Source organism: Nocardia sp. NPDC050710, assembly GCF_040654375.1.
Classification (GTDB): Bacteria; Actinomycetota; Actinomycetes; order Mycobacteriales; family Mycobacteriaceae; genus Nocardia.
This window is the reverse complement of sequence record NZ_JBFAHV010000001.1, coordinates 29,806-47,756: the sequence shown is the minus strand read 5'-3', so window position 1 is coordinate 47,756 and position 17,951 is coordinate 29,806. Positions and strand designations below refer to the sequence as shown.

The following is a 17,951-nucleotide window of genomic DNA, read 5'->3' as shown; positions in this document are numbered from 1 at the left end:
TCGCCCGACGGGCAGGCTGCCTCGACGGCGTGAACGCCGTGCCGCGCGCACCCCGCGCGGCACGGCGTCAGGAACGAGAAGAGATCTCATGATGAAAACTCAGCAGGTGCGTCTCGCGCAGCGCCCGTCCGGGTTGCCCGACGGCGACACCTGGGACGTGACGACCGAGGAACTCCCCGTCCTGTCCACGGGGCAGATTCTGGTGAAGGTCGCCTACATTTCCGTCGACCCGGCCATGCGGGGCTGGCTCAATGACGTGCGCTCCTACGTCCCGCCGGTCGGGTTGGGCGAGGTGATGCGCTCATTGGACATCGCGACCGTTGTCGAATCCACCCACCCGGACTTCGCCGTCGGCGACACCGTGAGCGGAATCTTCGGGGTGACCGAATACGCGATCAGTGACGGCAGTGGCGTGCAGCAGGTCGACCTGAGCGTCGCACCCGGACCCACCTGGCTCGGCACGCTCGGAATGCCCGGCATGACAGCGTATTTCGGGCTGCTCGAGGTTGGGAAACTACAAGCCGGTGAGACCGTGGTGGTGTCGGCGGCGGCCGGCGCAACCGGCAGCGTGGTCGGCCAGATCGCGAAAGCCAAGGGCGCGACCGTCATCGGCATCGCCGGTGGCGAGGAGAAGTGCCGGTTGCTCACCGAGGAACTCGGTTTCGACGCCGCCATCGACTATCGCGGCGAGGATGTGCTGCAGCGGTTGCGGGAGCTGGCGCCGAAGGGGATCGACATCTACTTCGACAATGTGGGCGGCGAGATTCTCGATGCCGCGCTCGCCAACCTCCGCCGGGGTGCCCGCGTGGTGCTGTGCGGGGCCATCTCGGCCTACAACGACGAGAAGCTGTCGCCCGGGCCGTCGCGCTATATGTCGTTGCTGGTCTTCCGCGCGACCATGACCGGATTCGTCGTCTTCGACTACGCCGACCGCTATGGCGAAGCGGTCGCGCAGATCGCGCAGTGGCTGGCCGAAGGGAAGCTGAAGAGCCGCGAGCACGTCGTAGACGGCGGCGTGGCGCGCTTCGGCGAGACCTTGAACATGCTGTTCACCGGCGGTAACACCGGAAAGCTGGTGCTCGCGCTCTGAGGTGCCGAGTTCGACGCTGACGGCCGCACCGGGACCCCGCACCGCACGGTGCGGGGTCCCGGTCATTCAGCAGGCTCTCCGGCGCGCAGCGTCGATCGACAGAAATGCTTTGCCAGGCAACAGGACTGGCTGTGCTCGAGGTCAGGGATCGCGCCGCAGGCCGAGCGCGCCCCACAGCCGCGCGGCCGTACTGAACGCCTCGCGGTGCAGGATACCGGTGAGCCCCACCCGCTCGGCCGCGACGATGTTCTGCCTCAGGTCGTCCACCATCACGGTGGCCTCCGGTGCGGTACCCAATCGGGCACAGGCGATCGCGTACGCGCGCCGGGACGGTTTCCGCACTCCGATCTCGCCGGAGATGGTGACGGCGTCGAACATCGCGTCGAGATCGAATCCGGCGTAGCAATCGTCGCCGAGCGAATTCGACAGCAGTCCGACCCGGAACCCGGCCGCCCTGACATCCGCCACCAGCTGGATCATGTCCTTGTCGGCGTGCATTCCGGACTGGATCCGGCGCACCAGGCCCGCACCGTCCACATCGACCCCGCGAACCCGCAGGCAGGCCGCGAAGCCGCGTTCGAACGCCCGTTCATTGATTCGCCCCTCCTCGTGGTCGACCAGCAGGGTCCGCGCCACGGTGTCCTCGCTGAGCACGCGTAGCGGCAACCGGGGATCGCAGCCCAGGGATGTGCCGAGAGCCTCGAACGCCTCGAAGATGCTGGAGGTCAGCACACCGCCGAAGTCGAACAGCGCCGCCGTCGCGGGCTGGCTGTGCTCGGTCGATGCGGGCATCGGGCTGGTCATGGAATTCCCTTCCGCTCTCTGTGCCGAATCGAGCTTAGTTGAATTCGAGGTCATGTTCAATGCGCGATTCAGCGCGGTGAGCGCGGGTTTCTTCGTCGAGGCGGATCGTCTGGTTGGTACCACCCGGAAATTTGCGGCGGCCGGATGCAAGACTGTTCGGGTGACCGGATCAGAGGATCGCTCGCGCGCGGACGAGACGCGGGCTCGGTTGTTGGAGGCTGCTGTCGTCGCCTTCGCCGAGCGTGGTTTCCATGGCTCCACCACCCGCGATATCACCTCGATCGCGGGCCTGAGCACGGCGGCCATCTATGTGCATCACCGCTCGAAGGAGGAGTTGCTCTATCAGGTCTCACGCGGCGGGCATCAGAACACGCTGGAGCGCATCCAGGCCGCCATCGCGTCCTCGGACGACCCGGTCGATCAGTTGATCGCGGTAATGCGGGAGTTCGCCATCCACCACGCTCGCGCGCACACCGTGGCCCGGGTCATCAACTACGAACTCGCCGCGCTGAGTCCCGAGCACCAGCGCGAGATCAAGGCCATCCGGCACGTCATCGACGCGGAGATGCGGCAGCTGATCGAGCGCGGTGTCGCCGCCGGTGCCTTCGACAACCCGGATCCGCATATGGCGGCGGTCGCCCTGCTGTCGCTCGGTATCGACCTCGCCCGCTGGTATCGCGAGGACGGCCCGTTGTCGCCCGAGGAGATCGGCGACTACTACGTCGACCTCGCCTTGCGGATCGTGGGCGCGCGTACGTAGGGCGCACGGCTCCGGTTCGCGGGGCGGCCCACCTCGGATCCAAATCTTGAAATTGACATCGGATTCGGGTAACTATGTGATGACGCGCGACGTTCGGTCATGAGTGAACCGAGTGGCGCATGGCCGCAAGCAGATTCGGCCTCTCCCTCGCACTGAGACATCGGAGCATTCTTTTGACTACGGTTTCCCCGCACAATGCCCGTCTGACCTTCCGCGCCCTCGAACCGGTGCACGGCATGATCTACTTCACCCCGCACGGCCCGGACGTGTACCGCGAACTGGGGATCACGGATCCGCGGATGATGTACTTCGCGTCCCGGTCCGCCGCCCTCGGCCCGGTACCCGCCGAGGTCACCATCTCGACCTTCTTCAATTTCAATCCGGCCGTGGTCGGTGCGGTGCTGCCCACCGCCTGGGACATTGCCTCTCCCGCGGAGATTCTGCGCGCCAGGCTGGAAGCGGTCGACCGGTCGCTGCGGCAGGTATGGGGCGAGGATATCTCCGGTGCCCAGGTGCGTGAAGCCGCCGACCTGGCGCGGCAGGCCGCCGAACGCGCGTGCGAACGACCGCAGGGGCGGCCGTTGTTCGCGGCCCACGCGGCGCTGCCCTGGCCGGACGAACCGCATTTGGTGCTGTGGCATGCGCAGTCGCTGCTGCGGGAGTTCCGCGGTGATGGGCACGTCGCGCTGCTGCTGACCGAGGGACTGAGCGGTATCGAAGCCTTGATCACGCACAGCGGCACCGGCGAGATCGCGCCGGAAGTCCTGCGGATCAGCCGATCCTGGAGTGAGCAGGACTGGGCGGCGGGTGTGAACGGGCTGCGAGAGCGCGGCTGGCTGGTGGATGACGACATCGCGCTGAGCGAGCACGGCAAGGCCCGGCGCGCGGCGATCGAGAGCCGTACCGACGAACTCGCGGTCTATCCGTACGAGGCGATCGGCGACGCCGGGTGTGAGCGTCTGCGAGTCCTCGTGGCACCGTTGACCATCCGGGTGATCGAGGGCGATCTGGGCTTCCCGCCGCAGCTGTCGGAGCGCTACCGGCAGGCGATCCAGGCCGGGTCGCGGTAGGTTCCCGGCGAGCGAGGAGGAGCGCGGTGGCGGCAGTGAAACCGGAACTCGCCGAGGTGCTCGCGGTACGCGCCGCGTTCACCCGGGTGATCCCGCCGGAATTCGAGGACAGCAACGGGCATATGAATGTGATGCACTACTTCCGGTTGCACGGCGAGGCCATGTGGCAGATGCATCACCGGATGGGTTACGGCCTGATGGGCGGGGCCGGGCTGTTCGCGTCGGAGCAGCATCTGACCTATTTCCGGGAAGTGCTGGTGGGGCACGAGGTTTCGGTGCACGTCTGCGATCTGGGCCGAACCGACAAGGCCGTCCACGGGATCTCATACCTGGTCAATCGCACCATCGGCGAGATCGCGAATTCGTTCGAGTTCCTCAGCGTGAATGTCGATCTGGCATCGCGCCGCCCGGCCGCACTTCCCGACCAGGTCGCCGAGGTCCTGGACGAATCCATCGCGCGAACCCGAGCGCTGGGCTTCGGCCCCGAGCACGGTGTACTCGAGCTACGTCCGGTGGCGACACCGGTGCACGACTGAGAGCTGCCGGGGCGGCGGTGATGTGGTGAAATACGCCGCCGCCCCGGACTTTCGGCGGTTCAGCCGAGGTCGCTGACGAAGTCGATCAGCGCGACATTGACCTCGGCTGCTCGCTCCTGCTGAATCCAGTGCCCCGCACCGTCCAGGATGATCGTGGCCCGTAGATCCGACAGCACCGCGGCCATCTTCGAGGTCGGGGTGAATTTGATGACAGGATCCTCGGATCCGGCGATGAACAGGGCGGGCTTGTCGATCTTCGCACCGGCGAGATGCGCGGTGAGGTCCCAGTTCCGGTCGAGATTGCGGTAGTAGTTGAGTCCGCCGGTGAATCCGGTGGCAGTGAAAGTATCGATGTAGTAACCGAGTTCGGCCTCACTGAGCCACGCGGGCACGGTCGGCTCCGTGCTGTCGGCGTCCATCCAGTCGCGGACGCTGATGACGTCGTCCTTCAGTAGGGTGCGGCGCACATCCGAGGCGAGAACCTCATCGGCTACGCCAGGCTCCTGGAACCAGCACATGTAGAAGTCGTCGCCCAGCCGGGACCGCAGAATCGACAGCGGTGGTGCCGCCGACCGCGGCGTGACCGGCACGCTCAGGCCCGCGACCGCTCGCACCCGATCGGGGTACAGGGTGGCCAGCTGCCACACCACCGAAGCACCCCAGTCGTGTCCGACGAAGATGGCGTCCTCGAGGCCCGCCTCATCGAGAATCCCGACGAGATCGGCGCACAGCGTCGTGACGTCGTAGTCCTCGATCCGGTCGGGCCGCGAGCTGCCGCCGTATCCGCGCATATCCGGCGTCAGGGTCCGGAACCCGGCCTCGGCGAGTGCGAAAACCTGGTGACGCCAGGAGAATCCGAGTTCGGGGAAGCCGTGGCAGAACACCACTGCGGGGCCCTCGCCGTGGTCGACGACGCGCAGTTCGATCCCATTCGTCGCGACTCGGCGACTGCCCAGTCGCTGCCATTCGTCCAGCAGATTGCGTGTTCCCATATGTGGAGCCACCTCGTGTTCGCGGATGTATCGCCCATAGACCGTATTCGATTCTGACGTCGAATTCAATTAACGGGTCGAGCGGGTGCCCAGGTCCGTGCGGGCGTCGCCGCGGCAACCGGCGGCCCGACGCCGACAAGCCACGCCGAGTGGATAGGCGGAGCGGTCGGTCTATTCCCGTAGGCTCTGCGAATGCGCCTTGACCAGGTGGTCTACTCCGTAGACGGGTGGCTTTCCGCCGAGCGCTTTCTCGGCGCGGGCACACGGACGTACAGCAAGTACGCCGATATCACCGACATCTCATCGGCGTTCCATCCGCAGCATGGGAACACGTCGTTCCGGGTGCCGAGTTTCCGGGTCCCCGCCGCGCTCGGGCGGTTGCGCACCAATGGCATCGCATCGGAATTGCCGGGGTACTACCACGATGGTGAGCGGCTACTGCTGCCCGTACATCCCGATGCCTTGGCATGCGCCGATCTCGTCGGGCGCGAGGAACTGCTCGAGTGTGAGCCGGGGCCGGATTTCGAGGTGATCCCGCTGGCCAATGCGCGCACGGTTTTCGTCGTAGCGATCGACGGGGTCGATATCCGACCGCATCAGCTCAAACTGCACTACCCGCGACGAATATCGCGGTTCACTCGACGGCTCCGAGAGCCGATGATCGAGCTGGAATTGTGGGTCGCGGACGAGCTCGCAGCCCTGGGCACTCCGTTCTTGGCCGAGGTGTGCGGTGGGATATTCGGATCTGGCGGTGATGCCTGGGGATTCATCGTGCGCGAAGCTCCTCCACTCGCCGCGGGCCGCTACACCGTGCCACTGTTCGCCCTGTACGGCGGTGACATTCGCGCCCCGCAGGACCCTACGCTGCTCGAGCAATTGGTCGAGGTCGGCTCCGAAACCGCCGAAACCTTCATTGCCGAGCGGATCGTCGCACCGATGATCCGGCTGTGGGTGCGCGCTGCGGTCTCCGCGGGCTGCCTGTTGGAACCGCACGGGCAGAACACCCTGGTCTCGTTCACGGCCGACGCGCGGGATATCGAGGTGCGGTATCGGGACTGCGGCGTCTACATCGATCCCGTGATTCGGCGGCGGCTGGGCCTGAACCGCCCGCTTCCACCGATGAACGTGATCGGTTCGGACCTGCGGGCACCGGCCGCGGGAATCCGCAGCCTGACCTACGACAGCTTCATGGGTCACCATGCGCTGGACTATCTCGCGGAACTCGCCCGCAAACGATTCGGCGCCGATCCGGACGTGCTGCACGAAGCCGCCCGGATCGTCTACGCGTCCGCTGTGGAAGGGTTCCCAGAGCCCTTGCTGCCGGACACCGTCTACTACTACGACGATGCCGCGCCCCCGGAGAGATGGCGATTGAAGGACACCGGGATTCGCCCGCATTGGCGTTGAGATTCGACGGCCGATGTCATGCCCCGGCATTCGAATGGCTGTGCGGCGGCACAATCCGGCGGGGCCATGTACGAGTAGGGCCCACCCACCGGAGTGAACGGGCCCCACGGCCGGCGGTTCGAGCGGCTACACCGTGGCGGTGAGCGCCTGGAATTCCGCATCGGTGAGTGTGATTTCGGCGGCGGCGATGTTCTCCTCCACATGCGGCACGCGGGAGGTGCCCGGGATGGGCAGCATCACGGGGGAGCGGCGCAGTAGCCAGGCGAGCGCCAGCTGGGCGGGGGTGGCACCGTGCTCTTTCGCCGCGGTATCGAGCGGGCCGCCCGGCCGGGCGAGTTCACCGGTGGCGATCGGGAACCACGGGATGAATGCGATGCCATTGGCCTCGGCGTATTCCAGCACATCCTCGGCCTTGCGGTTGGCGAGGTTGTACAGGTTCTGCACCGAGACGATCTCGGCGTGCTCACGCGCCTGCTTCAGCTGGTCGACGGTGACCTCCGAAACGCCGATGTGGCGAATCTTGCCTTCCCGCTGCAGCTCCACCAACGCGCCGAGCTGGTCGGCGAGCGGCACCTGCCGATCGATCCGATGCAGCTGGTAGAGATCGATGCGATCGACGCCGAGGTGGCGCAGGCTCAGATGCAGTTGCTGACGCAGGTATTCGGGGCGACCGACGGGGCGCCAGTCGCCGGGCCCGGAGCGGGTGAGCCCGGCCTTGGTGGCGATGACGAGGTCGTCGGCATAGGGGTGCAATGCTTTTCGAATCAGCTGCTCGCTGACGAAAGGTCCGTAGGAGTCGGCGGTGTCGATGAAATTCACCCCGAGTTCGACGGCCCGCCGCAGGACGCGGACGGCCTCGTCGGGATCGGCCGGGTCGCCCCAGACTCCGGGGCCGGTGAGCTGCATGGCGCCGTAGCCGAGCCGGTGGATGGGCAGATCACCACCCAGGGCGTGGACGCCGGATGCTGTGGCGGGTTGTGCTGTGGTCATCGTGAGATCCCTTGGGTAGCAGAGAGACACCAGCATCTTGCCGGTATTCGCGCCATTCATCATGGCAGTGAACGCATCGAGGGGTACGCAGTGTGGTGATCGTAGAAGCCGCCGAGCAGGGCGACGGTGGCGCGGCGTAGCAAGTCCGGCCGGCCGGTCGACAGCAGGCCGATGGTTGTGGCCAGCAGGATTCGCGCAGCGTCGGCCGGGCGGTCGATGTGTTCGGCGGCGAGACTCGTGGTGAGCAGGGAGTGCAGTTCGTCGGTGAACTCCCGGCAGATGTCACCGCACAGCCGGGCTTGTTCATCGAAAAGCTCGGTGGCGTGCGGAGATTCGGTAAACGGCCCGGTGGCGAGCTCGACCTTGGCCGACAGGATGCCGTGCACGCGCTCCGCGAGGGGTGCGTCGGCTACGGCAGCCTCGCGGGCATGCGTGAGTGCCCGTCGGTGCAGCCGGTCCGCCACCCGGCGCACGGCGTCGTCCTTACCGCGGACGTACTGGTAGACCGCCGACCGGGAGACGCCGACCTCGGCGGCGATATCGTCCACGGTGGTCCGGCGCACGCCATAGCGCAGCAGGCAACGGAGGGTGGCGTCCAGGACGTCCGCGGTGCGGTCGGCGGCCATGGGTATCAGAGCGCCTTCAGTATCTCCGCGGCCAGCGGTGCGGAGGAGGCCGGGTTCTGGCCGGTGTAGAGGTTGCGGTCGACCTCGATGTGCGGGGCCCAGGGCTCGCCCTCACGGTAGTCGACACCGAGCTCGATCAGACGGTCCTGCAACAGCCATTTGGCCTTGTCCGCGAACCCGGCCTGGGTCTCCTCCGCATTGGTGAAGGCCGCGACGCGGTAGCCCGCGAACGGGGACTTGCCGTCCGCGTCGGCGGTGGCCAGCAGCGCGGCGGGCGCGTGGCACACCACACCGAGCGGCTTGCCGGAGGCGAGAGCGTCGGTCAGCAGCTTGCCGGAGACGGCGTCGACGGCCAGATCCTCCATCGGGCCGTGGCCGCCCGGGTAGTAGACCGCGTCGTAGGCGGCGAGGTCGGCGTCCTCGAGATTGATCGGCTGGGTCAATTCGGTTGCCGCTCGCAGGGTTTCGGCGATCTTCTCGGCACCCTCGGCGCCGCCGTTGACCTCGGGCGCCAGGCTGCCGCGGTCGACCGACGGGATGACGCTACCCGGGGTTGCCACCACGACGGTATGTCCGGCCGCCTTGAACGCCTCGTAGGGCGCGGCGAATTCTTCGGCCCAGTACCCGGTGGGGTGCTTGGTGCCGTCGGCGAGCGTCCAGTAGTCGACGCCGGTCATGACGAACAGGATGTGTGCCATCGGAAGCTCCTCGCGTGAGTGGTTCGAATTCGACGGGCTGACACTTTGTGCGCGTTTCGTCAGGCCGTCGTGAACACCACGCTAGGGGCAGAGCCATCATCTGACCAATAGAATCTGCTATATGGGACATAGGGAATCCAATAGCTCCATGGATTTGGTGCACCTCAGGACGTTTCTGGCCGTCTACCGGGCCGGATCGCTCACCGCCGGCGCGGCCCAGGTGGGTTTGTCCCAGCCCACGGTGACGACGCAGTTGCAGGCGCTCGAACGGCACCTGGGACGGCCATTGTTCGAACGACTGCCTCGTGGGGTCGCGCCCACCGCGGCGGCCCTCGACTTGGCCGCGCGGGTGGCCGATCCATTGGACGACCTCGAAGCGGTCATCGGAGGTTCGTCGACGCGGAGCACGCCGTTGCCGGAGCCACCGGTTCTCTTGGGAGGTCCGGCCGAACTCCTCGCGACTCAGGCGCTGCCCGCATTGGCGCCCTTGGTCGCCGACGGTATCCGGCTGACCGTCACCACCGGGCTCACCGACGATCTCCTGACCGACCTGCGGGCCGGCAAGCTCGACTTGGTCATTGCTACCACCCGCCCCCGCGGCCGGTCGGTGCTCGCGGAACCTCTGGCGGACGAAGAGTTCGTGCTCATCGCGGCACCAGAGGTCGCCGAGCGCATCGATCTCGATCGGCTACAGGCCGGTGACTTCACCGCCCTCGACCAAATTCCGCTGATCAGCTACGCCGCGGATCTGCCGATCGTGCGCCGCTACTGGCGTCACGTCTTCGGCGCCCGACTGGAGGCCCGACCCGCCTTGATCGTGGCCGACCTGCGCGCGGTTCTCGCCGCGGTCGTCGCCGGTGCCGGTTACAGTGTGCTGCCGCGCTATCTCTGCACACGCGACCTCGTCGCCGGAACTGCCGTGATGCTCACGGACCCCGCTGACCCACCGATCAACACCGGATTCCTGGCCCGCCGCGTCGGTGGTCCGGTCCGCCCGCACGTCGAACGCGTCCGCACCCGGCTGCTGACCGCGGCGGAGATCTGGTAAGCGTGAACCGGGTCCGGACCATTTCTGTTGGGCGCTATGACCTTCCGTGCCCATTGTTCGAGCCGTGACCGCCCCGGGCGGGATCGAAGGTGATCTTCTGGGATTGCGGAATTGTTGCGAGACAAGGGTTTCGATGACTCGCGAGTGACCGTGCTCGAGCAGCTGGGCGGTACGTGTGAACGGGCCGTGGCCGGTTCCGCCGCGCCCGATACGGTTTTCGTCGGTGGTGGAATCACCCGGGATGGCCTGCTCGAGACATGTTGGTCGCATTTGCGCCATGACGGCGCGCCGGTGGCTGATGCGGTGACCGCGGGGTCGCAGGCACTGCTGTTGACCTGGGCATCCGTGCACGGTGGTGCACTGCGGAGGTTTCACATCTATCGGTCGGAGCCGCTCGGTGGGTTCACCGCGTGGCGGCCGCAATTGCCGGTGACCCGGTGGTCGATGGTCGAACGAGGCTGGTGCCTCGCTGTGAAAACCTCGGTTCACGGGTGAAACGGGTCGACCTGCGCGGTAGGGTCGGTGGCCGAGATCCGATGGTTATCGGATCTTCGGTTCCTATTGGGGAGATGTATGAAGTACAAGAAGTTTGCCGCCACCGCGATGATGGCGGTTGCCGCCACGGGTATTGCCGCAGGTACCTCCGGCGCCGCACCCTCGGCGCCCGCGCCGGTCGTGCAGAACCAGGCGGCGCCTGCCGTGCAGGGCGAGGACCACGGTGTGAACTACGCGGTGCAGATGGTCGACAAGTCGATCGTCGCCGCCGTCACCGGTGGTGCGTTCAGCCTCGACGCCGACAAGAAGTATGTGACGGTCAAGAACAACGAGGGTGCGGTCGTCACCTCGATTCCGCTGCAGGCCAAGGTCGGTGAGCAGCTGATCCCGATCGCCGCCACCATCGACCCGTCGGCGCAGCAGCTGACCCTGACCCCCGAGGTCACGCCGACCGCCAACGCGGTGGCCGCGAGCGCCGAGGCGATCTCGTCGCAGCAGTGGTTCTTCAGCGAATTGCAGCGCGCGTCGCTCGGTGCGGTCATCGGCGGCATCATCGGGTTCTTCTTCTTCGGTATCGGCCTGCCGGTGGGTGCGCTGATCGGCCTGCTCATCGCGGGCGGCCCGAACCTGATCAACGCGGGCATCGCCTACTTCAGCGGCCAGCCCTGAAAATCCTGATTCTGGGCGGCACCCGGGAGGCCCGGGAACTCGCCCACCTGACCGCCGGCGAGCGAGGATTCGATACCGTTTCCTCGCTCGCCGGTCGTGTCCGCGACCCGCTGCTCCCGGAAGGCGAGGTGCGCGTCGGCGGATTCGGCGGGGCGACCGGGCTCCGGGACTGGTTGGCGGAGAACCGCATTGCGGTCGTGATCGATGCGACACATCCCTTTGCCGCCACCATCAGCGCGAATGCCGCCGCGGCCGCCACGGAACTCGGTCTCGAGCTGGTGCAGGTGCGCAGGCCCGGCTGGTCCGAGCGCCCGGGCGACCGCTGGATCCGGGTCGCCGACCTCGATGCCGCCGCCCGTGCACTCACCGATCTCGGTGAACGCGTATTTCTCACCATCGGCCGCCAGGGCGTGGGCGCTTTCGCCGGTCTGGAACAGCACTGGTTCCTCATCCGCGCTATCGATCCACCCGAGGCGCCCCTGCCGCCGCGGCATGAATTGCTGCTGGCGCGTGGACCTTTCACGATCGATGACGAAACCGAGCTACTGTCCGCGCACCGCATCGATGTAATGGTGACCAAGGACAGCGGCGGCGATCAGACCGACGCCAAGCTGGCGGCGGCGCGTGTGGCCGGACTCCCGGTCGTCGTCATCGACCGGCCGCGGCTCCCGCCCGGTGGCATCGAGGTCGCGGGGGTATCGCAAGCGTGGGACTGGTTGCGCCGGAACATCACTCGTTTCGACGCGGGGATGTAACCGTGTTGCGTACGGCATGCTCGCGCCTGCCGTACGCGGAATTCACCGGGACAGCAAACCGGGCAGCCGGTCGAACCACTCCAGCACCGCGCGCTCGTAACCGAGGCCGAAGTCCAGGGTGGCGCGTTGATGCGAGTTCATGGCGGAGATGTCCTGGGCGAGATATCTGTCGAGGCGTTCCTGATGGATGGTTCTGTTCGCGGCGATGATCCGGTCGAGGTGGCCGGGGTCGAGGTGATCGCCGAACGAGAGTGTCAGCAGCAGCGGAACCCGAATGGTCTCGCCGCCGGGGTCGCGCGTGATCCATTCCAGGAACGCCTCGCGGCCCGCGTCGGTGATCCGGTACGGCGTGCGTTCACGGGCGCCGGTCTCGCCCTTCTCGACCAACCCCGTCGCATCCATGGCGGCCAGTTCGCGGTAGACCTGGCTCTGGGTGATGGTCCAGAAGTCGCCGATCCGGTCCTGTGCGATTGCCACCAGATCCCATCCGGACATCGGGCCCTCGTGCAGGAAGCCGAGCAGGGAGGCCGCCGTGGAGTTCAGCGGCTTGCGACGGGTACTCAGCATGGGTTCGCTCCCTCTACCCTCACGTTCCATAATGGAATGTTATAGGACCGGCCACCGAAGTCGCCGGGTGATCGTCAGCGGGTATAGCGGCGGGACGTGTAGACCTTGGGGCCGTGCTCGGTCTCGATGGTCGCGGTCGTGGACGCGCCGATGATGAGCAGCGTGCGCATATCGACATCGGCCGGATTCAGCTCGGCCAGCGTGACGACCCGGACCGACTCGGTGGGTCCGCCCACATCGCGGCCGATCACCACGGGCGTGTCCGGCTTGCGGTGCTCCAGCAGGATATCCCGCATGGCGCCCACCTGCCAGGTGCGCTGCGAGGAAGCCGGATTGTAGATCGCGATAGCCATATCGGCCGCGGCGACCGCCGAAAGACGTTGTGCGACAACCTCCCACGGCTTGAGCCGATCGGACAGCGAAATCATCGCGTAGTCGTGGCCGAGCGGCGCGCCCACCCGGCTGGCGACCGCGTTGGCGGCGGTCATTCCGGGTAGCACCCGTACCGGGACGCCGCTCCACTGCGGATCCGCGGATTCCTCCAATACCGCCGCCGCCATCGCGAAGACGCCGGGGTCGCCCGAGGAGATGACCGCGACCCTGGCGCCCTGTTTGGCCAGATCCAGTGCCATGGCGGCTCTTTCGGATTCCACCCGGTTGTCGCTGGCGTGCCTGCGCTGCCCTGCCCTTGTCGGCACCCGATTGATGTAAGTGGTGTATCCGACGAGATCGGTGGCTTCGTCCAGTGCTCGCCGTACCTCGGGAGTGGTCCAGTCCGCGGACCCCGGGCCGAGCCCGACCACGACCACCTCGCCGGTCGAACCGGGGTTGAGCGCCGTATCGGCATCCGTTGCGGTCGAGGCATTTTCGGCAGAGACGATCGCATCCGCGGTCGCGCCGACGCGGGGGAGTGGGCCGGTGGGACGTGGCCCCGGCACCAGGGTGATGGAGAAGTAGGGAACGTCGGCGTCCTCGACGTCGGCGGCGCGCATGACCCGTTGTCGGGTGCTGCTCGCGCGTTCCACGTAGTAGGCGTCGTCGAGCCGACCCGCATCCGAAAGCGCCTGGCGCACACCGGGATAGGTGCGCCCGAGCTTCATGATGGCGGCGGCCTCGGTATCGCGCAGCCTGCGGGTCAGCTCCGCGGTGGACATGGTTCCCGGCAGCACCGTGAGGACCTGCTCACCCTCGACCAGCGGGGTGCCGAGCGCGGCCGAGGCGGCGCTGACCGAGGTGATGCCGGGGATGATCTCGGCGTCGAAGCGGTCGGCGAGCCTGCGGTGCATATGCATATAGGAGCTGTAGAACAGTGGGTCGCCCGCGGCCAGCAGCGCGACCGACCGGCCCGCCGTCAGATGTGTAGCCAGCCGTTCGGCCGCCTGCTCGTAGAACTCGTCGATGGCGCCCTGGTAGCCGCCGGGATGGTCGGTGGTCTCGGTGGTCACCGGGTAGACCAGGTGTTCCTCCAACTGACCCGCGCGCATGTAGGGCGCCGCGATACCCCGCGAAATACTGTGTCCGTGCCGCGCGCTGTGGAAGGCGATCACATCGGCCGCCCCGATCACCCTGGCGGCCTTCACCGTGACGAGTTCGGGGTCGCCGGGCCCGAGACCCACACCCCACAATTTGCCCGGCGTCACATTGTCTGTCATTCCTGTTCGCTCGCAATCGCATTCAGCGCCGACGCGGTGATGGCGCTGCCGCCGCGCCTGCCGCGCACCGTCAGATATTCGATCCCGCCGAAATCGATCAGCGCGTCCTTGGATTCCGCGGCGCCGATGAAGCCCACCGGGATGCCGAGCACCGCGGCGGGGCGGGGCGCGCCCGCGTCCAGCATGTCGAGCAGGTGGAATAGTGCGGTGGGCGCGTTGCCGATGGCGACCACCGCGCCGTCGAGCCGATCACGCCACAGTTCCAGTGCGGCCGCCGAACGCGTATTGCCCAGGGCGGCAGCGAGTTCCGGCACCCGGGGATCGGTCAGCGTGCAGATGACCGCATTGTCGGCAGGCAGGCGTTTGCGCGTCACGCCCGAGGCCACCATATTCGCGTCGCACAGAATCGGTGCGCCCGCGCGCAGGGCGGACCGGGCGGCGGCGACCACACCCGGGGAAAACGCGATGTCCTCGGCCAGATCGACCTGTCCGCACCCGTGGATCATCCGCACCACCACCTGCGCGACATCCGCCGGGAACCGGCGCAGATCCGCCTCGTCGCGAATCGTCGCGAACGAGCGCCGATAGATCTCGGCCCCGTCGGTGAGGTAGCTGGCACGCACATCGGACATGCGCACCACACTAGGAGGAGGTTGCCCGGCCGGTCGCGCCCGGGTGTCGGCCGGTGCGGCCGACTTCGGCTCGGGGCCGTCACGGTTCGGCTCGGGGTGCGGTGTTCGGACGGGCGGTCGCCTCGTTCAGGTGCGCGGCCGCTCGAGGATTCGGGACATGACGATCGAGCTGCGGGTGCGGCCCACGCGGGTGTTCTCGCGGATCCGCTCCACGGTCGACTCGATCTCGGCCATATCGGTGGCCATGACGTGCACGAGTGCGTCCGCCTCGCCCGCGATGGTCCAGACGCCGACGACCTGGGGGATCGGTTCCAGGCTGCGCCGCAGCTCGGCCGGGGTGATGTTGTCGCGGTAGTACACCTCGACGTAGGCCTCGGTGGTCCAGCCGAGTGCGGCCGGGTTGACCAGCGCGGTGAATCCGGTGATCTGCCCGCTGGCGACCATGCGGTCCACCCTGCGCTTCACCGCGGGCGCCGAGAGCCCGACCGCGGAGCCGATTTCCTGAAACGATGCGCGCGCCGATTTCAGCAGATGGCCGAGGATTCGCCGATCTATGTCATCCACGTCACATCACTCCGTCCCACACGCAACAATCAGCGATTTCAGCGATCAATTACGCAATGAATTGATGTTTCTGACGCAATGGTAGGCCACTTACCTTCGTGGCAGTGAAACGATTCGCACCTACCTCGGGAGCCCCGTTGACCTCTGTAGCCACTCTGCACACGCCCGAGCCCACCCCCGCTCGGCAGTCGACACCCCGCCGTTTCGTCATGTGCCGCCCGGACCACTTCGACGTCTTCTACTCCATCAACCCCTGGATGAACCCGGCCGAACCGGTCGACCGGACCCTGGCGCTGGCCCAGTGGGAGACCCTGCGCACGACCTTCGAGCGCTACGGCCACGACATCGATCTGGTCCCCGGCGAACCGGGCCTGCCCGATATGGTCTTCGCCGCGAACAGCGGCCTGGTGATCGGCGGCCGCGCCATGTCGGCCCGCTTCACCCACCCCGAACGCGCCGCGGAGGGCCCCGCCTACCACGACTGGTTCGCCCGGTGCGGCTTCACCGAACTCGTCGCGGCACACGAAATCAATGAGGGCGAAGGGGATTTCCTACGGGTCGGCCCACGCATCCTGGCCGCGACCGGCTTCCGCAGTTCGCCCGCCGCGCACCGGGAGGTGGCGCGCTACTTCGGTCGCCCCGTCGTCTCGCTGGAATTGGTCGACCCGCGCTTCTACCACCTGGACACCGCTTTGATGGCGCTCGACGAGGACAATATCGCCTACTTCCCGGCGGCCTTCAGCGCCGACAGCCGAGCCATCCTCACCGCCCTCTATCCCGACGCCATCGTCGCCACCGACGCCGATGCGGTGGTACTCGGTTTGAACGGCGTCTCCGACGGATTCAACGTCTTCGTCAGCAACCGTGCGGCGGGTCTGAGCGCCGCCCTGCGCGCTCGCGGGTATAACCCCGTCGGCATCGACCTGTCCGAGCTGCTGAAGGCGGGCGGCGGCGTGAAGTGCTGCACGCTGGAATTGCACTAGCCACGCACACGATTGGTTACCGGCGATGGGGTCGGACTCGCCCGGCTGTGTGGGGAGGCGTTCGGTCGTCTGCACTTCCGGTGCGCGCGGTCGAGGGTCGCCGCGCCGGTGGCTCTGTCGAGCGCGGTCGAACGTGCCGGATCACCGCCGCATCGTTGGGGCGACGGAACTTCCGTGACGGCCGTCAACGGCCGACGTGTTCGGCCACTTCCGCCTGAGCGAGCGGAACCGACGGGTCGGCGCACGCGCCGGTATCGAGGACTGCGCCCCGACCGATGAGGCCGCGTGCCGCGCGCAGATCCGCGGGCCGGGCGATCGCGATGGCGCCGACCAGTCTGCGTTCACGCAGGGCGAGGACCGTGAAGGCGGGCTCGTCGAGCGAACCACGCAACACGAATGCGTCGTCCGGGCGTATCCGACCGGCGAATTGCAGGTTCAGGCCGTACTGGGTGGACCAGCCCCACGGCACCTCCGGGCAGGCGGGCGGTGCGCCGAGCATGGACCGCGCCGCCGCCGCGCCCTGTGCCTGCGCACTGTTCCAGTGTTCGGTGCGCTCGTGCGCGCCGAGTTCGGGGTCGAAGCGGTTGGCCGCGTCCCCTGCCGCGTACACACCCGGTGCGGAGGTCCGATAGTGCTCGTCGACGAGGATGCCATTGTCGACATCCAGCCCCGCCACGGTGGCGAGTTCGGTATCGGGGACCGAGCCGATGGCCACCAGCGCCGCCGCGGCGGTCCAGGTGCGCCCATCGCTGCCGGTCGCCGTCACCCCGTCGCTGTCGCCCGCCAGACCGGTCAAGGTGACGGCGTCGTGGATCGCGACCCCGTTGTCCGCGTGCAGCTTTCGGTAGAACGCGCCGACCGCGGGCGGGGCGACCCGCTCGAGCGGCGCGGATCCGGCGTGCACGACGGTCACCCGGGCGCCGAGGGTGCGGGCGGTGGCCGCCACCTCGCAGCCGATCAGCCCGCCGCCGACGATCAGCAGTGAACCGCCGGTGTCGAGTGCGCTGCGCAGCGGGGCGACATCGGCCGCGTGGCGCAGCGTATGCACGTTGCGCTGCGGTCCGGGCAGTGTGCGGGCGCGTGCGCCGGTCGCCATCAGGAGGCTGTCGTAGCCGAGCCATTCGCCGTCGGCCAGGCGTACCCGCCTGCCCGCGGAGTCGATCTCGGTCGCGCGGGTGCCGGTGCGTATGTCGATCGTGCCCACCCGCCAGGATTCCGCGGTGTCGAGCAGCGTGCGACGTTCGACCACCGTGCCCGCGAGCAATTCCTTCGACACCATCGGACGCCGATAGGGCAGTCCGTCCTCGGCGCCGACGAGGACGATACGGCCGGTATAGCCTTCGGCGCGTAGGGTTTTGGCCGCGGTCGCACCGGCGACGCCGGTGCCGACGATGACGATCTGCCCGGTCACGCCCGGCTCACCTCCACCATCGCGAAGTCGCTCTTGGCCGCTCCACAGTCCGGGCACGACCAGTCCTCGGGGATGTCGTCCCACCGGGTGCCCGGTTCGATGCCGTCCTCGGGCCAGCCGAGCGCCTCGTCGTATTCGAAGCCGCATTGCACGCAGCGAAACAGTTTGAAATCGGTATTCATCGGTTGTGTCCTGTTCTGAT

General features: G+C 67.5%; 20 protein-coding genes and 1 pseudogene. 10 read left to right on the top strand and 11 right to left on the bottom strand.

The annotated features are described in order from the left end of the window. The first annotated feature begins 91 nt into the window (after positions 1–91). Entirely contained in the window at positions 92–1,090 is a 999-nt protein-coding gene (locus AB0H61_RS00265; protein ID WP_357299758.1) for an NADP-dependent oxidoreductase, read from the top strand. A 141-nt stretch (positions 1,091–1,231) separates the two neighbouring features. On the opposite strand, the gene AB0H61_RS00260 is transcribed toward AB0H61_RS00265, so the two are convergent. Beyond that, entirely contained in the window at positions 1,232–1,894 is a 663-nt protein-coding gene (locus tag AB0H61_RS00260) for an HAD family phosphatase (RefSeq protein WP_357297333.1), read from the bottom strand. Between AB0H61_RS00260 and AB0H61_RS00255 the strand changes: the two genes are divergently transcribed. From AB0H61_RS00255 to AB0H61_RS00245, 3 genes are all read left to right on the top strand, one after another. Then, on the top strand, positions 1,893–2,654 hold the full coding sequence (locus tag AB0H61_RS00255; protein ID WP_357297330.1) for a TetR family transcriptional regulator: 762 nt from the start codon (positions 1,893–1,895) through the stop codon (positions 2,652–2,654). The genes AB0H61_RS00260 and AB0H61_RS00255 overlap by 2 nt on opposite strands. A 173-nt stretch (positions 2,655–2,827) precedes the next feature. Beyond that, positions 2,828–3,724, top strand: coding sequence for a hypothetical protein (locus AB0H61_RS00250; RefSeq protein ID WP_357297328.1), 897 nt, complete (start codon positions 2,828–2,830; stop codon positions 3,722–3,724). 26 nt (positions 3,725–3,750) lie between these two features. Continuing rightward, positions 3,751–4,260, top strand: a complete 510-nt coding sequence (locus AB0H61_RS00245; protein ID WP_357297325.1) for a thioesterase family protein — start codon at positions 3,751–3,753, stop codon at positions 4,258–4,260. Between the two features lie 59 nt (positions 4,261–4,319). Here AB0H61_RS00245 and AB0H61_RS00240 read toward each other — a convergent pair whose 3' ends face one another. Beyond that, a complete protein-coding gene (locus tag AB0H61_RS00240) occupies positions 4,320–5,216 on the bottom strand; it encodes an alpha/beta hydrolase (RefSeq protein WP_357299756.1) in 897 nt (298 codons plus the stop codon). Positions 5,217–5,444: 228 nt separating this feature from the next. Between AB0H61_RS00240 and AB0H61_RS00235 the strand changes: the two genes are divergently transcribed. Next, positions 5,445–6,659: a hypothetical protein gene (locus tag AB0H61_RS00235; RefSeq protein ID WP_357297322.1), complete on the top strand. Its 1,215-nt coding sequence runs from the start codon at positions 5,445–5,447 to the stop codon at positions 6,657–6,659. Positions 6,660–6,785: 126 nt separating this feature from the next. Here AB0H61_RS00235 and AB0H61_RS00230 read toward each other — a convergent pair whose 3' ends face one another. The 3 genes from AB0H61_RS00230 to AB0H61_RS00220 are packed head-to-tail and all read right to left on the bottom strand — an operon-like array spanning position 6,786 to position 8,973. Further along, positions 6,786–7,649 (bottom strand): aldo/keto reductase, encoded by an 864-nt coding sequence (locus AB0H61_RS00230; protein ID WP_357297320.1) that lies wholly within the window; start codon positions 7,647–7,649, stop codon positions 6,786–6,788. Positions 7,650–7,708: 59 nt separating this feature from the next. Continuing rightward, on the bottom strand, positions 7,709–8,275 hold the full coding sequence (locus AB0H61_RS00225; RefSeq protein ID WP_357297319.1) for a helix-turn-helix domain-containing protein: 567 nt from the start codon (positions 8,273–8,275) through the stop codon (positions 7,709–7,711). Between the two features lie 5 nt (positions 8,276–8,280). Then, positions 8,281–8,973 (bottom strand): type 1 glutamine amidotransferase domain-containing protein, encoded by a 693-nt coding sequence (locus AB0H61_RS00220; protein WP_357297316.1) that lies wholly within the window; start codon positions 8,971–8,973, stop codon positions 8,281–8,283. Positions 8,974–9,094: 121 nt separating this feature from the next. On the opposite strand from AB0H61_RS00220, the gene AB0H61_RS00215 reads away from it, so the two are divergent. From AB0H61_RS00215 to AB0H61_RS00200, 4 genes and pseudogenes are all read left to right on the top strand, one after another. After that, positions 9,095–10,021 carry a LysR family transcriptional regulator gene (locus tag AB0H61_RS00215; RefSeq protein ID WP_357297314.1) on the top strand — a complete coding sequence of 309 codons (927 nt, stop codon included), beginning with the start codon at positions 9,095–9,097 and terminating at the stop codon, positions 10,019–10,021. A 198-nt stretch (positions 10,022–10,219) separates the two neighbouring features. Continuing rightward, positions 10,220–10,516: pseudogene (locus tag AB0H61_RS00210) on the top strand (hypothetical protein); the annotation flags it as partial. A 78-nt stretch (positions 10,517–10,594) separates the two neighbouring features. After that, the gene (locus tag AB0H61_RS00205) at positions 10,595–11,185 is read left to right on the top strand and encodes a hypothetical protein (protein WP_357297312.1); all 591 of its coding nucleotides are present in this window, start codon (positions 10,595–10,597) and stop codon (positions 11,183–11,185) included. Further along, complete coding sequence (locus AB0H61_RS00200) at positions 11,182–11,940, top strand: cobalt-precorrin-6A reductase (RefSeq protein WP_357299755.1); 759 nt, start codon at positions 11,182–11,184, stop codon at positions 11,938–11,940. Before AB0H61_RS00205 ends, AB0H61_RS00200 begins: the two co-directional genes overlap by 4 nt. 42 nt (positions 11,941–11,982) lie before the next feature. On the opposite strand, the gene AB0H61_RS00195 is transcribed toward AB0H61_RS00200, so the two are convergent. The 4 genes from AB0H61_RS00195 to AB0H61_RS00180 form a co-directional block, all read right to left on the bottom strand. Further along, entirely contained in the window at positions 11,983–12,507 is a 525-nt protein-coding gene (locus AB0H61_RS00195) for a PadR family transcriptional regulator (RefSeq protein ID WP_357297310.1), read from the bottom strand. Between the two features lie 74 nt (positions 12,508–12,581). Then, positions 12,582–14,159 (bottom strand): precorrin-2 C(20)-methyltransferase, encoded by a 1,578-nt coding sequence (locus AB0H61_RS00190; protein ID WP_357297307.1) that lies wholly within the window; start codon positions 14,157–14,159, stop codon positions 12,582–12,584. After that, positions 14,156–14,791 carry a precorrin-8X methylmutase gene (locus AB0H61_RS00185; protein ID WP_357297304.1) on the bottom strand — a complete coding sequence of 212 codons (636 nt, stop codon included), beginning with the start codon at positions 14,789–14,791 and terminating at the stop codon, positions 14,156–14,158. The genes AB0H61_RS00190 and AB0H61_RS00185 overlap by 4 nt, the downstream gene beginning before the upstream one ends. A 126-nt stretch (positions 14,792–14,917) precedes the next feature. Next, positions 14,918–15,355, bottom strand: a complete 438-nt coding sequence (locus AB0H61_RS00180) for an Lrp/AsnC family transcriptional regulator (RefSeq protein ID WP_357297301.1) — start codon at positions 15,353–15,355, stop codon at positions 14,918–14,920. 137 nt (positions 15,356–15,492) lie between these two features. On the opposite strand from AB0H61_RS00180, the gene ddaH reads away from it, so the two are divergent. Next, positions 15,493–16,338, top strand: a complete 846-nt coding sequence (gene ddaH / locus AB0H61_RS00175; protein WP_357297299.1) for a dimethylargininase — start codon at positions 15,493–15,495, stop codon at positions 16,336–16,338. 184 nt (positions 16,339–16,522) lie between these two features. Here ddaH and AB0H61_RS00170 read toward each other — a convergent pair whose 3' ends face one another. Further along, a complete protein-coding gene (locus AB0H61_RS00170) occupies positions 16,523–17,749 on the bottom strand; it encodes an FAD-dependent oxidoreductase (protein ID WP_357297296.1) in 1,227 nt (408 codons plus the stop codon). Next, positions 17,746–17,931 carry a rubredoxin gene (locus AB0H61_RS00165; RefSeq protein WP_357297294.1) on the bottom strand — a complete coding sequence of 62 codons (186 nt, stop codon included), beginning with the start codon at positions 17,929–17,931 and terminating at the stop codon, positions 17,746–17,748. The genes AB0H61_RS00170 and AB0H61_RS00165 overlap by 4 nt, the downstream gene beginning before the upstream one ends. Positions 17,932–17,951: the final 20 nt, after the last annotated feature.

Bases quoted from the DNA above. Each gene is read 5' to 3' on its own strand.
- AB0H61_RS00235 (WP_357297322.1), top strand. From the start codon at position 5,445: ATGCGCCTTGACCAGGTGGTCTACTCCGTAGACGGGTGGCTTTCCGCC.
- AB0H61_RS00205 (WP_357297312.1), top strand. From the start codon at position 10,595: ATGAAGTACAAGAAGTTTGCCGCCACCGCGATGATGGCGGTTGCCGCC.
- AB0H61_RS00230 (WP_357297320.1), bottom strand. From the start codon at position 7,649: ATGACCACAGCACAACCCGCCACAGCATCCGGCGTCCACGCCCTGGGT.
- AB0H61_RS00220 (WP_357297316.1), bottom strand. From the start codon at position 8,973: ATGGCACACATCCTGTTCGTCATGACCGGCGTCGACTACTGGACGCTC.
- AB0H61_RS00255 (WP_357297330.1), top strand. From the start codon at position 1,893: ATGGAATTCCCTTCCGCTCTCTGTGCCGAATCGAGCTTAGTTGAATTC.
- AB0H61_RS00225 (WP_357297319.1), bottom strand. From the start codon at position 8,275: ATGGCCGCCGACCGCACCGCGGACGTCCTGGACGCCACCCTCCGTTGC.
- AB0H61_RS00165 (WP_357297294.1), bottom strand. From the start codon at position 17,931: ATGAATACCGATTTCAAACTGTTTCGCTGCGTGCAATGCGGCTTCGAA.
- AB0H61_RS00260 (WP_357297333.1), bottom strand. From the start codon at position 1,894: ATGACCAGCCCGATGCCCGCATCGACCGAGCACAGCCAGCCCGCGACG.
- AB0H61_RS00195 (WP_357297310.1), bottom strand. From the start codon at position 12,507: ATGCTGAGTACCCGTCGCAAGCCGCTGAACTCCACGGCGGCCTCCCTG.
- AB0H61_RS00185 (WP_357297304.1), bottom strand. From the start codon at position 14,791: ATGTCCGATGTGCGTGCCAGCTACCTCACCGACGGGGCCGAGATCTAT.
- AB0H61_RS00265 (WP_357299758.1), top strand. From the start codon at position 92: ATGAAAACTCAGCAGGTGCGTCTCGCGCAGCGCCCGTCCGGGTTGCCC.
- AB0H61_RS00215 (WP_357297314.1), top strand. From the start codon at position 9,095: ATGGGACATAGGGAATCCAATAGCTCCATGGATTTGGTGCACCTCAGG.
- AB0H61_RS00190 (WP_357297307.1), bottom strand. From the start codon at position 14,159: ATGACAGACAATGTGACGCCGGGCAAATTGTGGGGTGTGGGTCTCGGG.